The sequence below is a fragment of the Ensifer sp. Root142 genome, assembly GCF_001426785.1.
Classification (GTDB): Bacteria; Pseudomonadota; Alphaproteobacteria; order Rhizobiales; family Rhizobiaceae; genus Ensifer; species Ensifer canadensis.
This window is the reverse complement of sequence record NZ_LMFK01000021.1, coordinates 68,700-81,417: the sequence shown is the minus strand read 5'-3', so window position 1 is coordinate 81,417 and position 12,718 is coordinate 68,700. Positions and strand designations below refer to the sequence as shown.

Genomic DNA, 12,718 nt, shown 5'->3' with positions numbered 1-12,718 from the left:
TAACCTAAACGCTTGGGCAGGCTGGTCAATGCCGTGGCTCGGTTCTCAATCCTTATCGGACCTTAGGCTGTCTGCCCGACAGGACCAAGGTCCTATAGGCCACCGCAATGGTCCGGGGGGCATAGTAGCTGCCTTTGGCCCAAGATAAGTTACGCTTCTCTACAAACGCGGCCTTCATCGAGTCGGTGCCGCGGCTATTCGAAGAGGAGTTTCTTATGGTTTTCGCGAAAGCAATCGCTCGTGGCGCCTTGGCGCTGAGTCTGGTCGTAGCCCCCGCGGTAGGCGGGATGGTCGGTGCGGCGGGCACAGCCCTGGCCAAGGAAGGCCATGGCAATTCCGGCGGCGGCGGCGGCGGTGGTAATGGAAATGGAAATGGCGGCAACCATGGCGGGGGCTCAGGTTCCAGCCATGGAAAATCGGGAACCGCGCGTGCAAGCAAGGACACCCGGTCGAGCAAGGCCAGCGCCAGTGACAAGCCGACGTGGAAATCGTTGTTCACACGTGGCAAAAAAGGCCCGGACACGGCGAAAAAAGCTGCGAAGGCCGACAAGCTGACCAAGGTGGAGCCAATTGAAGCTGGCGTCGGCACGCCGGGACTGCGCTCGCTGAACCGCAACTATCACGCTTATCTCAACTCGAACGATCCCCGAATGGCCGCGGTTTCTGCCTACGCCATCGCCTATGCAGAGTTTGAAGCTGAGAACGGCGTGGACGCCATCCCAAGCGACCCGGCCCTCAGCGACGAGGCCCTGCGCGATGCGCTTGCCGGCTTCTCGAAAGACGGTGTCGTAACCGATGATATGCTTGACGAAGCCAAGGATATCCTTGGCGTCGGGCCCGACGTCGGCAAGATCGATCAGATCCGCGAAACGCTTCCTCCGGCACCCGTGAATTGACGGTTGTGGACCGCCATTCGGCGGGACCAGACAGTTGATCGCGGGCGGCTAACGGGGCGCCAATGATTCTCCGGTCTCGTGATCGGTGAAAATCCGGAAGAGATTGACAGCCAAATCAAACAAGGCCCGCAAACAGGAATGTCTGCGGGCCTTTTGATGTTCTACAGCGCCGCGCGTCATATTAGACGCGCAAACAAAGCTAAAAAAGCCAAGCTTCGAACCGTAACGCCGCGCCACGAACACAGATTGCGCATCCTGGCGGCATGGCCGTTCCTCGCGGCGCAGCCTACGCGCCATCAGGCGATTGCGCGCATGGGCGTCATGAGTGCATGCATCTCGCCGGAGATCCCTGCTGCAATGTCGGCGCGCGCCATTGCCATGTGCAGGTTGGCCGCGACGAAGCCGGTCGGATTTCCGCAGTCGAACGTGCGGCCGCCGAATTCGAAAGCGCGAATTTCCTGGTCTTTCATCAGGGTAATCATCGCGTCGGTCAACTGGATCTCGCCGCCTGCACCCGGCTCCTGGTTTTCGAGGATGTTGAAGATCTCCGGCTGGAGAATATAGCGCCCTGAGATAAACAGGTTGCTCGGCGCCGTGCCCGGGGCCGGTTTTTCCACGAGGCCATCGACCAGTGCGCCCCCAATAGTCTGCTTCAGGGAAACGATGCCGAATTTGTGAGCCTCTTCCGGCAAGCATCGTTCGACAGCCACGACATTGCCGCCATGTCGCTGGTGAAGGGTCGTCATCGATTGGAGGCAGGGTTCGTGATCGACCATCAGCATATCCGGCAGCAGCACGGCGAAAGGTTCGTCGCCGACGATGTGGCGCGCCGTCCAGACGGCGTGGCCAAGGCCACGGGCCTGTTGCTGGCGCACAAATGAGATGCTGCCGACATCAGGCGTTGCCGTCGCCAGCCGATCGGCAAGCGGGTTCTTGCCGGCTCGCCGCAGCGTTGCGTCGACTTCGAATGCGTGATCGAAATAATCCTCGATCGCGCCCTTCATGCGGCCAGTGACGATGATGACGTGTTCGATGCCCGCGGCAAACGCCTCACTGACAATGTAGTCGAGGATCGGCCGATCAACGATCGGCAGCAGTTCCTTGGGAACGCTTTTTGTCGCCGGCAGCATTCGCGTACCGAATCCGGCGGCCGGGATGATCGCCTTGCGCACTTTGTTCTGCATGTCAGCACCTTTTCGCTTCAAGCAACTCGGGAGATTTTTGCGGGTGTGGATTTGAGGATGTCGTGCATCTTGTGCTCGACACCATTTTCAGTGAGGAAACGGTACATTTCGCCGTAGGTGTGGAACCAGGCACGGTTGTACCTGTCGAAGAGGGCCTGGTCCCAATAGTCCTCGAGGCAGAACGCCTGCTGCCCGAAGATGTCGAAACTGGGGATCTTGAATGTGTCACAGAACTCGGCCGTTCGGCTGTCATAGGTGCAGTAGATCGACGGAACCCCATTCGCCAGCGCCATGAGATTGCCGTGCAGGCGGTAGCCGAGCACCAGGTCCTGGGCGCGGATCAGCCGTTCGTAATCGGCAACCACATCAGAATAGAACAGCCTTTGCTCGTAGAGGCCCAGCATCGCCTCATCGAGATACCAGGACGATGTCCAATGGTCGGCCTTGAGCGCGGCGAGTGCTTCTTCGCGCTGGGCCTCGTCTCCCAGGACAAGCTTCTTTTCCTCGACCTCGCCCTGCGTCAACAGCACGGTCTCGAAGCGCCCAGCCATGGTTTTCACCAGTTCGCGGTGGAAGCCGAGATAGCGTTCGATATCCTTGGCATAGGCGTCGGAGACTTCTCGCCTGACGGTGACCCCGACCTTGCGGACCTGTTCGAGCGGCGGCAGCGTGATGCGCAGTTCCGGATCGTTCAGGCGGAAGGCGGTCGGGCATCCGATGATCCGGACGTTGCGGATGCCGAGATCCCACAAAACCTCGGCCGAATAGGCACCCCGCACACCGACTGATGTCGTCGATTCGGACATCAGGCGCAGCACGGCGCGCGTATCGTCGGAGAGCCTGATTTTTCCATCCACCGGAGCCTGTGCACCGATCCCAAAGCCGATCACTGGCAGGCCGAGCGCCTTCAGGACCGTTGCTGCCGCCTCCCAGTTCATGGCGTCGTGAATGTAATTTGATCCGCGCAGGAACACGTAATCGTATTCCTCCCGAAGCCGGGCGATGTCGCGTGGCCTGAATTCCGATATTTCGAGCACACCGAGTTCTTCGAACCGCAGCAGTTTCAGCGACGAGTCGAAGACGAAGGCATCGCCCATATTGTGGTAGTGGTTGATGTGGAACTGGATGTCTTGATGTTGATACCAGCGAACGCTGTCATGTGCGTAGACTTCGCCGGCGGGGATCATGACCAATATGCGTGCCAAAAGCTTAATCCGTCATTGGAACTGTGACGAGACGCGCATCTCGACGCGATGTTCGCGCTGCGCGGCACCGTCTTTTTCGCGCAGCAGGCTGCGATAGACGCCGAGGTGTTCCCTTGCGCAATCCTTGGAACTGAAGGGACCGCGCATGCTGCTGCGCAAGCGGTCCCAGACCGTGTCGTCGTTCAGCACCTCGACGATCCGATCCGCGAGGTGCTGGCCGTTGCCGGCGCGAAAATGCAGGCCATCGGCGCCATCGCGAACTTTCTCGGCCATGCCGCCAATGTCAGAGCAGATGATCGGTCGGCGGTGCAGCAGCGCTTCCTGGATAACGACGGGTGAGTTCTCCCACCAGATCGATGGGAAGATCACCCAATCGACGGATCGCATGAGCTTCGGCAGATCGGCATTCTGGTAGCTGCCGTAGAAGCGCACCCGACGACCGGCTCGCTCGATCAGCTTCTTCATCCGCGCCTGGAATTCGGCCGGTTGGCGCTCGAGATTGGCGCCGAAGATCATCAGGTAGGCGTCATCGCCCCAGATCTCATCCGGTACGCGGCCGATGGCATCGATCAGCACGTCGACGCCCTTGAACGGCGTCATCTGGCCGAAGAAGGCGAAGCGGTTGCGACGCGCGTCGCTTCGCGCAAGTTCGCGCGCGGGTGTCGCTTCCTCGCCCATGATTCCGTTTTCGATGACGTGAATGCGTTGGCGATCTATGCCCCACTCCGCATAGCGCTTGGCGAGAAAGGCGCTCGGCGCAACGAACGCGTCGACCATATCGAGGAGCATGGTGCGCACGAGCGCCTCACGCCGGAGGAACCTTGATGCCGGAATATCCGGAAAGCAGCTGTTGCAGGCGGTCGGCGAAGCCTGCTCGCAAAGCTGACCCGTCGGCCGTTTTACCATCTGGCCGTGGTTGTGGCAGATCGGCACGAATTCATGAAGGGTGAGAAGGATTGCCGCGTCTGGCAGTGCGGAGCGCACCGCATAGAGCGCCTCGAGACCGAAACCCAGAACGTGATGGAAATGAATGACATCCGGTTTCACATCGCGCACGAAGCGCAGGAGATCACGCTCGATCGACTCGACGTCCTCATTCGCGAGGTGAAAATGATCATAGGCAACGGTGTGGAACAACACCTCTTCCTGCGGCAGGCGCGCACTCATAAGCGCCGACGAGGCGTGTCGTTGCAGCGGCGGGGAGGCGGCCGCCAGATACACGGATTCGACACCTTCCATCGCGTTCAGGCCGCGATGCAGGTTGTGCGAGGCGATCTCCGCCCCGCCCAGCGAAAAGGAGGGGTGCGCATGCGAGATCACCAGGACGCGAAGCTTTTGTTCCCTCATGCGGAAATCCTGTCAAACGATCTTTGGCTCTGGTGAGCGCTTCGCCACCGCGACTTGAGGATTTCGACATCGATGCGTTCGGCGAGCGCGGCAAGCTTGCCGTTCTGCTCCCCCGACATCGGCTCGTCGCAGCCGAGCAATTGGATCGATGGCAGCAAATAAGCAGCGATGCCTGCCCGGTTGATCCGGAGCCCAATTTCGCAGGCCTTCTGTTTTGAGCCGAGATAGACGCCGCAATCGCGCATCGCGTCGTTCAGGACCGCACGCGGCATGATGCAGCATTCGAGCGACGCGACGTCGACCCGCGTCAATTGCAGTGCCGCAATCGCCATCAGCGGATAACCGGCATAGCGATCGAGCAGCAGTTGATCGCCGTCCTCGGAGAGCCAGCTTCCCGCCCATTTCACCGAGTGATCGTCATAGGCAAGCATCGGCGAAATCACGCTTCCGACGTGGGCCTCTCCGACTGCCGTCAGTGCGTCGTACCAGCCTTTGCCAGTAGGGACGAGTGAGCCCGCCATGGTTACGACCGTGTCGCATGAAACCACCTCCGCCCCGACCGACAGCAGATCGAAGCGATCTTGTGCCGCGGCCGCGCAGACCAGGCGGACCGAGAGACCATAAAACCGTGCCAGCTGCCTAAGACGGACGAGATCCCTCTGGAAGGCCGGCTTGCTGACAACGATCACGAGCGGAGCGCAGCGCGTCTGCGGGTCGAGCGCAAACAACGCGAGGAGCGGGCCGACTTCCGGCATTCCGACGGTGGAGCCGACGATGATGGGAACGCCGGCATTTTCGTCGAACACCCCGACGTCGATGATCGTTTCCATGCGCGGCGCGGTGCAGGCTACCTTGGAGAGGAGCGGAACGATCTGGTGATCGACGATCGCCGGCAGCGCCCAGTTGGCGGCATCGAACAAAGACAATTGCTGGCTTGCGGCCCGTCGCGCCGGCATCCGCTTGGGTGTCAAGGGCAGAAACGCGCGCCGACCTTCTCTCAAGGTCAGTTCAAGATAGGGTGTAGCGTCGAGATTGCCGCCAGGCAGTCTCGCATGGGCGACAAATCCGTGGGCCTGATCGTCGCTGTCAAGCGATGCCCGGAATGCGGGTTGATCGGCGAAGCTTTGCGAAACGTCGAGCCGATCCAGGCGCGTCCAGATGTCGTCGAGTCTGGCCTCTGCGCCCGGCCGCCGCAGTTTGACGGAGGAAACATGGTGCTCCGGGTCGAGCAGCCAGCCCGAAATCAGCATGTCGCCTTCATCGGTTTCGAACACCCGGTCAACGTCCAGGCGAACCGGGTATGGAAGGCTCGAAATCGTGTCCTTTCCGGTGAAACCGTTTGCCGCTGAACGCAGGCGCAGCATGGCCTCTGGCGTTGCCCGGGTTTCGAGCAGCACGGACCGGATGTGGTCCGGAGTGTCCAGGGCCGCGCTGATCTGCACGCGCGAATGCGCCGGTGTCAAGTGCCAGCCTCCGCCGGCATTGTAGACGATGCCTTTGAGCGCGTCGGCGCGTACCCTCCCGCCCGTTTCCAGAACGGCGATGAAACCCAGCTCGCCCTCCGGTATATCCGGCCGGGCAAAACTGGCGACGAAACAATCGGCGACGGTCGTTGCGCCGGCTAGAAGATAGGCCTGGCAACGGCCGGGAACGAACGCGCGGCTCCAGCCCATGATGACGATGACGCCGTCATGGGTCTCTCCGACCAGTTCGATGAAGCCGTCCGACGGCTGCAGTGCCTTGATCAACGTAAGTCCGGCGAAAACCCTGTTGCGGTTGCCCGGTTGCGCCATGAGCTGATCGGCGAGGCGACTGACGACGACGGCCGTTTCTCCTGCTGTGGTCTGCGCAATAAGGGTTGCCGCGTCTTCGATCGAAATCGGTCTGGGGGCAACGATGAAGCGCTCGCTGATGCGCCCATCGTCAACGTCGATCAGCGAGATGGGCACATCGGGATTCGGTTGCGTCAGGAGCGCCGCAAAACCGTGCGTCGCCGACGGCGACGATGCAGTTAAGGGCCAGCTTGCAACGGAAGCGCCGTCTCGCGCGGGCTTGGCGCCATCGGCTCTGACGGAAACAGCGTGGCCCTTGGCCCGTCCGCTGCCAAGGACGAGCATGGTTTCCTGATCGATCCGAGCGGAGACGGCCCGACCCTTGCCGAAGCGCAAGGGCGCCCCCGCGGCGCGGGTGCCGTTGGTGCCAGCGGATCTTTCATCGTTCGCCATCGCCTGCCGCATCATCATCTTGCCAGCAATGCCAGCAGCGCTCCGGCTGCAAATCCCATGAGGACGAAGAGAAGCAGCACGAGCGGCCTGGTCTCGCCGCCCGCCCGTTTTTGAAGTGTGGAGAGTGTCTTCTCCATGCCCGCCACGACGCCATCCATTCGCAGCAGATGCACGTCCAGATCGTCCAGCCGTCGGCTCATCTCGGCACGAAGACCGTCGATGCCGGCGCTCGGGTCTTGCGCTCCCTCGGTTTCCGCCGCATCTGCGCCGATATGAGGTACGCGCTGCAGCGAACGTTGGGAAATCTGCAGCTGACGCTGCGCAGCCATCAGCACGTCCAGTTTGTCGAGCACCCTGGTCAATGGTGCTGCGATCAGCGCTTCGGCTGCCTGTTCGTCGGGTTGCGGCACGCGGAGGGGCTGCCCCGCTCCGTCTCCCGTAAACGCCATGACGACGAGATCGCGGCTGCGCTTCTGCACCGCCTCAGGCAGGGCGATTTCGAATGCGTGCTGGCCGTCACCGATCCCGTTTCGCTTGAGGTCCGGGCGATTGCGGTCGGCGATCGCTTCGGCGACCGGTGCGCCATCGAGGAGGACGCGCACTTTGAGGCGTTGGCCGGGGGCGGCGGGATCGTGCGCCCAGCCGAACAGGCGTCCCCCATCGATGGCATCGACGCGACCGTTGATGGGTTTGGCGCCTTCATTCTCGGGCGGCGGCGTGTCGAGTTTTTCTGCGACTTGGGCCATGGGTCCTCTTTATGCGGCCTGAACCTGCTGGAGATTGAAAAGAGCAAGGTAACGACCGGCTGTGGTGTCGATGTCATCAGGGCGAACGGCTCGGCCGGAAAGCTGTCGCAGAAGCGTCGGCTTTTCGATGACCTGCCGCATGGCGGCTGCGAGCTGGCGTGGATCGTCGGGTGCCACGGTCAGGCCATTGACGCCGTTCCTGACCAGTTCGGCCATTCCGCCGATATTGCTGGCGATCACCGGGCGTCCCTGCGCCTGCGCCTCCTGGATCACCAGCGGCGCATTTTCCCACCAGATGGAGGGGACAACGGTGCAGTCGACGCCGCCGATGAGGGCTGCCACATCTTCTCGGCGGTAGGGGCCGCGCCGCTGGACGAAGGGTGCGGTTTCGGAAAACAGGCGGTCGATGTCGGCGACGAATTCCTGGGTCTGAAACGGTGCGCCGCCATGGACGCGCAGCTCGAAGTCGACGCCATCGGCGATCAGCTGGCGCGCCGCCTCCAGCAGCACCTTGATCCCTTTCCAAGGGTTCAGATTGCCGAAATAGCCGAAGACGGGGCGTCCGCTCTTGGGTTTGTCCTTGCCGGCCTCAAACGCCTGGGGCGGTAGGCCGTTGGCGATGACGGAGATGCGGTCTTCGGCAATTCCCCAGTCGACATAGCGTCGTTTCAGGAACTCGCTCGGCGCAGCAAAACGATCAATCGTGCTCAGAAGCGCCTTGAGATGTTGTTCCCTGAGCGCGAAGCGGTCGGGCTTGATGTCCTTGAAGCAGGCGTGACAACGGTCCGGACTAGAGCCGTGGCAGAGCTCCCGCTTGTCGGTGCGCACCATCAGACCGTCATGATGGCAAATCGGGTAGTAATCATGCAGGGTCATGACGATCTTGCACGCCGGCAACGCTCTGCGCACGATATGTGGAAACTCGGCGCCCATGAGCAGAATATGGTGGAGATGAACCACATCGGGCCGGAATTCGCGCAGCAGTTCCACCAGATCCGGCACGAAACCGTAAAGGTCGATTTGGCTCATGAAAAAGCGATCGAAATGCCCCGCCCAAAGCAGGATTTCGTCGCCTGTCGGCCCTATGGCCTGGAAACTCGTGCCCGGTCTGGCCTCGCGATGGACCTGGTTGACCGCGCCCAGGAACAGCGCCTCGTGTCCTGCGCGCTGGTAGGCGCGGAAGAGATCGTGCGCAAAGACTTCCGTGCCGCCGGGATGAAGGGCCGGATGATTGTGCGCCACCACGAGAATGCGCTCGCTCATGGGCGGCTCCGGTGACGCTCACCCACGAGCACATCTTGATAGTGTGTGCCGCCCGGTTCGCGCCAATGGCCAAAGGACTTGAGCGCGAGCGAGAGACCGGTGCGATTGAACGCGCCGTCGAGAAAACCATCGTCGAAGCCGACGGCGGCCAACGGCGGCTGACCCGGTACGAACCAGCAGGGCCCCTGGCCGGCGCGCTCGAAGGCAAGGCGCGGATCGCGCCGCCCCATGGCATTTCGCCTGGCGATCTCGTCGACGATGAAGGCTGTCATGAACAATCGGCCGCCATGTGCCAGGACCCGGACGATCTCCGCCAGATAGGCCATGACCTCGTCGGCGGGCAGGTGCGTGACGACCGACGTCATGATGATGAAATCGAACTGCGCGTCTGCAAATGGCAGTTTCAGTTCCCGGCCCTTGATCGTCCCCGTCGGGTTGTAGAGATCATGGGCGATGTCGAGGCGTTGGAAGGTGAAGTTCGGATAGGTCGGCGTCACGGTCGCCCGGCACCAGCGGATGCCGCCCTCCACGGGATCGAGGCCATCATAACGGCCTCGGTCGCCATCGAGATATTGGGTGAGCGGCACGGCCATGCGGCCGATGCCGCAGCCGATATCGAGAACGCGATGATTGGCCCGCAAGCCGCCCATGCGGATGAAATGTCCGAGAAACTCCGCGCCGATCGCACGGAAATCACCGTCGCCGACAAAAATGCTGTTCGCGTCCGGCTGCGGAAGGAACCGGTTGCGCGACACGCTGTCGGTCAGCCAGCGAAGATGTGCGTCGTCCAGTGGCGGTGGTGCACCGATTTCATCGCGGGGCAGGGCATCGATCATGCATTCGTCCATTCAATTGCGTGGTCATCGGGAGACGCGGTCTTGGGGCTGCTCGGCGATCGATAGTCGCGCGCCATCAGCGCGGCAATGTCATCGTCCCAGCGCTGGGTGTGGAGCCAGGAGTTGTATTGGCTGGCGACCCCGCGCATGTAGTCCTGGCTGCGCCGGATCGACTGGCGCTCGAAGTGATACAGACAGGCCGACGGCTCGTAGCCGATCTCGAAGCCGGCCCGGCGGATCTTCAGGCAAAGGTCGCTGTCTTCATAATCACCGATGATATAGTCCTCGGTGAAGCCGCCGACGCTCTCGTAGAGATCCCTCGTGGTGACGAGGCAGGCGCCCGTGACACCGGGAACCGTTCGCGCCTGCTGCGCCGGCATGTAGTCGCTGGGCATGCCCTTGTAGAAGTGGTGGTTCAGCCAGATCCCACGCTGGTCGCGGCCGAAATAGAGGCCCGCGTGCTGCAGCGATCTGTCTTCGAAGATCAGCCTGGGGCCGACCGCGCCGAACGCCCCGCTCATGATCGGATCTATCAGCGTCTGCACCCAGCCGGGTTCGCAGGGCACGACATCGGAATTGAGCATGACCAGAACGGAGCCGCGCGCCATACGCGCGCCGGTATTGCACGCCCGCGCGTAGCCGCCGTTCCGGTTCATGACCACCAGCCGCATGGGCAAACCGTGCAACAGATGCAGCCCGCCGAGCAGATGCTCGGTCTCGTCCTGAATTTCCGGGGAATCCAGAACGAAGACGAGTTCCGCGTTTTCCATGAGCCAGGGGTCCGTCGCCATGCCCGACAGCTGAAAGCGGAGAAAATCGAGAACCTTGTAGAGCGGGATGACGATGGAAACGAGCGGTGCATGCTGCGGCAGGCCATAGTCTCTCGTCCGCTTGACCTCGACCGTCTTGCCCAAGCGTTGCTCCACTTCTCGCAGCGCCGGCGCAAGTATCGTGCGGAATGCATCGTCGATGGCGTGTTGCGGCGGGACCGCGCGCAGGGTCTGGTTTCGCTGCAGCACGGGTTCGAAGGGTTGCGGCGGCGGGATGAGGGATTTCACGGCCCCGGAGGCGAGCCGCATCTGAAAACGCGGCTGAAGCAGCGGGCCGAGCGGTTGATCGAGGGGTAGACGGGCAACGAAGCCGGTCACGTCCGTCTTCGATTTGTCGGCCTGTGTCTGCGCCCATCCGGGGAATTCGTAGATATTGCCGTCCAGCGGCACCGCTTTGCCATCCGCCTGCAGATAGTCGATGCCGGCGAGCATGGATGACGGATCATGATACCATCCGCCGACCAGCAGGCTGTCGGAAAGGGCGAGCGCCAGGTCGACCTGACCGGATGGCTGCTGTGCCGCTCTCGGAACGTGACGCTCTTTCAAGGGCGCCCGGACCTGCAGGTCGATTGCGGTCGCCGGTCCACCGTTCGGCCAGGCGGCGAGATGCTGAACGAGCAATTCGCGCAGTTCGAGCGCGTCGCGATTGTTTGCCCACCAGCGCGTAAGGCTTGGACATTGCGCTTCGCGCTCGGAAAGCTGTCTTATGGCGATGCCGTTTTTGCTGAGCAGCACAATCTGAAAGGGTGGGCTGAGGCTTGGCATCTCGGCAATGAAGTGGCAGGTCTGCCAGGCCGAGCGTGTGCCGCGACGGATGACCGCCTTCGGCCTTAATTGGCTGACGCTTGCCGCGCCCACGACATAGATCCCGAGCTTGTCGTCGAACTCCGGATTGATGGTCGTTTCGATCAAGAACCGTCCGCGGCCCAGCTCGCAGGTGATGCGCGCCGGTCGAGGCGTTGGCGCCAATGCGTTGAGGGCGTCTTCGACGATAAGTGAGAAATATGGGTCGCTAGCGACCTTGAATGCGCTTCGCCACGTCGTCAGCAGGACGTTGAGAAATCTGATACGCGCTTCCGGCGCGAGTTCCAGGAACAGCTGCTCCATGTCGAGGGGAGGCAGACCGCTTGCCGGTTCGACGCTGATCGGCACCGCGCTGTCGCTGCCTTCGACGGCAATGACGGCCGACATCGGTGCTCTCGCTGTCCGCATCGCCCACAGCGTTCGCTGATGTCCGTCAACGAGCGAAAGAGTTACGCTCACGAGCGGCACCGGCGGCTTTGACATCGTCAGCAGCGGCCGCGTTGGAATTGGCAGCCCCGGCGGCAGGTCCCAGATGAGAACAGCCAGGTCCGATCCTAAACGAAATGCCTTTGCGTCCCGATGATCGGTATTCGGCTGCTTGATATCGCTGAACGGCAAATTCAATCCCTCTTGGAGTGCGCGCCCTGCGGGAGGAATGCAGGGCACGCCTAGTCCACGCTTAGTGAACCGTGAAATAGTTCTCGGGATTTGCGTGAATGTCGTCGACGTCGACGTTGACCAGGGTCAGTGAATCGCCGTGGCCGAGGTCGATGATGACATTGCCGCCGACCTGGGTGACCCGCGAAGCGAGGTCGTCAGGCGAGGTGATATCAAGACCATTGATGCCCTTCGAGATCTGTAGCAGATCTTCACCGGGCGTGAAGTCGAGGATGACGTCGTTGCCGCCGCCGCCGTCGAATACGAAGACGTCACTGCCGGCACCGCCAACCAGGAGGTCGTCGCCAGCGCCGCCGTCGATGACGTCATTGCCGCCACCGCCGAAGAGCATGTCGCTGCCTTTGCCGCCGGACAGGAAGTCGTTACCCTGACCGCCGAGCAAAATGTCGCTGCCATTGCCGCCGGAAAGGAGATCATCACCCCATCCACCGGTCAGCGTATCGTTGCCGTTCTCGCCATAGAGAACGTCGTCGCCTTCGCCGCCAAACAGCGTATCGTTGCCGTTGCCGCCGAAAAGCTGGTCGTCACCTTCGTCACCGAAAATGATGTCATGTCCGTTGCCGCCGCTCACGAAATCATCACCCGCTCGAGCATGGATGAAATCGTTGAAGCGAGAGCCGAACAGCGCGTCGTCGTATGCGCCGCCTTCTAGTGTGGCCATCTGCCTCTCCTCTTGGTGGATAAATCGCACGTCCACCGACCAG

The 12,718-nt window shown here is 61.8% G+C and carries 10 protein-coding genes; 1 reads left to right on the top strand and 9 read right to left on the bottom strand.

The features are described from left to right. Window positions 1-215 precede the first annotated feature (215 nt). Window positions 216-896 (top strand): hypothetical protein, encoded by a 681-nt coding sequence (locus tag ASD52_RS20730; RefSeq protein WP_057225413.1) that lies wholly within the window; start codon window positions 216-218, stop codon window positions 894-896. A 296-nt stretch (window positions 897-1,192) separates the two neighbouring features. Here the strand turns inward: ASD52_RS20730 and ASD52_RS20725 are convergent, their stop codons facing one another. From ASD52_RS20725 to ASD52_RS20685, 9 genes are all read right to left on the bottom strand, one after another. Next, the gene (locus ASD52_RS20725; RefSeq protein ID WP_057221330.1) at window positions 1,193-2,080 is read right to left on the bottom strand and encodes a UTP--glucose-1-phosphate uridylyltransferase; all 888 of its coding nucleotides are present in this window, start codon (window positions 2,078-2,080) and stop codon (window positions 1,193-1,195) included. Window positions 2,081-2,097: 17 nt separating this feature from the next. Continuing rightward, window positions 2,098-3,285 (bottom strand): polysaccharide pyruvyl transferase family protein, encoded by a 1,188-nt coding sequence (locus tag ASD52_RS20720; protein WP_057225411.1) that lies wholly within the window; start codon window positions 3,283-3,285, stop codon window positions 2,098-2,100. A gap of 12 nt (window positions 3,286-3,297) precedes the next feature. After that, complete coding sequence (locus ASD52_RS20715; protein WP_057221332.1) at window positions 3,298-4,632, bottom strand: glycosyltransferase family 4 protein; 1,335 nt, start codon at window positions 4,630-4,632, stop codon at window positions 3,298-3,300. Continuing rightward, the gene (locus tag ASD52_RS20710) at window positions 4,629-6,857 is read right to left on the bottom strand and encodes a hypothetical protein (RefSeq protein WP_063991858.1); all 2,229 of its coding nucleotides are present in this window, start codon (window positions 6,855-6,857) and stop codon (window positions 4,629-4,631) included. The genes ASD52_RS20715 and ASD52_RS20710 overlap by 4 nt, the downstream gene beginning before the upstream one ends. Window positions 6,858-6,871: 14 nt before the next feature. Beyond that, a complete protein-coding gene (locus ASD52_RS20705; RefSeq protein ID WP_057221334.1) occupies window positions 6,872-7,603 on the bottom strand; it encodes a hypothetical protein in 732 nt (243 codons plus the stop codon). A gap of 9 nt (window positions 7,604-7,612) precedes the next feature. Further along, entirely contained in the window at window positions 7,613-8,866 is a 1,254-nt protein-coding gene (locus tag ASD52_RS20700; RefSeq protein ID WP_057221335.1) for a glycosyltransferase family 4 protein, read from the bottom strand. After that, entirely contained in the window at window positions 8,863-9,702 is an 840-nt protein-coding gene (locus tag ASD52_RS20695; protein WP_057221349.1) for a class I SAM-dependent methyltransferase, read from the bottom strand. Before ASD52_RS20695 ends, ASD52_RS20700 begins: the two co-directional genes overlap by 4 nt. Then, window positions 9,699-11,723 carry a glycosyltransferase family 2 protein gene (locus ASD52_RS20690; RefSeq protein ID WP_244497498.1) on the bottom strand — a complete coding sequence of 675 codons (2,025 nt, stop codon included), beginning with the start codon at window positions 11,721-11,723 and terminating at the stop codon, window positions 9,699-9,701. The genes ASD52_RS20695 and ASD52_RS20690 overlap by 4 nt, the downstream gene beginning before the upstream one ends. Before the next feature lie 292 nt (window positions 11,724-12,015). Then, entirely contained in the window at window positions 12,016-12,675 is a 660-nt protein-coding gene (locus ASD52_RS20685) for a calcium-binding protein (protein WP_057217270.1), read from the bottom strand. Window positions 12,676-12,718 lie beyond the last annotated feature (43 nt).

Excerpts from the sequence above, each read along its gene's own strand:
- ASD52_RS20725 (WP_057221330.1), bottom strand. The coding sequence starts at position 2,080 with ATGCAGAACAAAGTGCGCAAGGCGATCATCCCGGCCGCCGGATTCGGT.
- ASD52_RS20705 (WP_057221334.1), bottom strand. The coding sequence starts at position 7,603 with ATGGCCCAAGTCGCAGAAAAACTCGACACGCCGCCGCCCGAGAATGAA.
- ASD52_RS20685 (WP_057217270.1), bottom strand. The coding sequence starts at position 12,675 with ATGGCCACACTAGAAGGCGGCGCATACGACGACGCGCTGTTCGGCTCT.
- ASD52_RS20690 (WP_244497498.1), bottom strand. The coding sequence starts at position 11,723 with ATGTCGGCCGTCATTGCCGTCGAAGGCAGCGACAGCGCGGTGCCGATC.
- ASD52_RS20715 (WP_057221332.1), bottom strand. The coding sequence starts at position 4,632 with ATGAGGGAACAAAAGCTTCGCGTCCTGGTGATCTCGCATGCGCACCCC.
- ASD52_RS20710 (WP_063991858.1), bottom strand. The coding sequence starts at position 6,857 with ATGGCGAACGATGAAAGATCCGCTGGCACCAACGGCACCCGCGCCGCG.
- ASD52_RS20730 (WP_057225413.1), top strand. The coding sequence starts at position 216 with ATGGTTTTCGCGAAAGCAATCGCTCGTGGCGCCTTGGCGCTGAGTCTG.
- ASD52_RS20695 (WP_057221349.1), bottom strand. The coding sequence starts at position 9,702 with ATGATCGATGCCCTGCCCCGCGATGAAATCGGTGCACCACCGCCACTG.
- ASD52_RS20700 (WP_057221335.1), bottom strand. The coding sequence starts at position 8,866 with ATGAGCGAGCGCATTCTCGTGGTGGCGCACAATCATCCGGCCCTTCAT.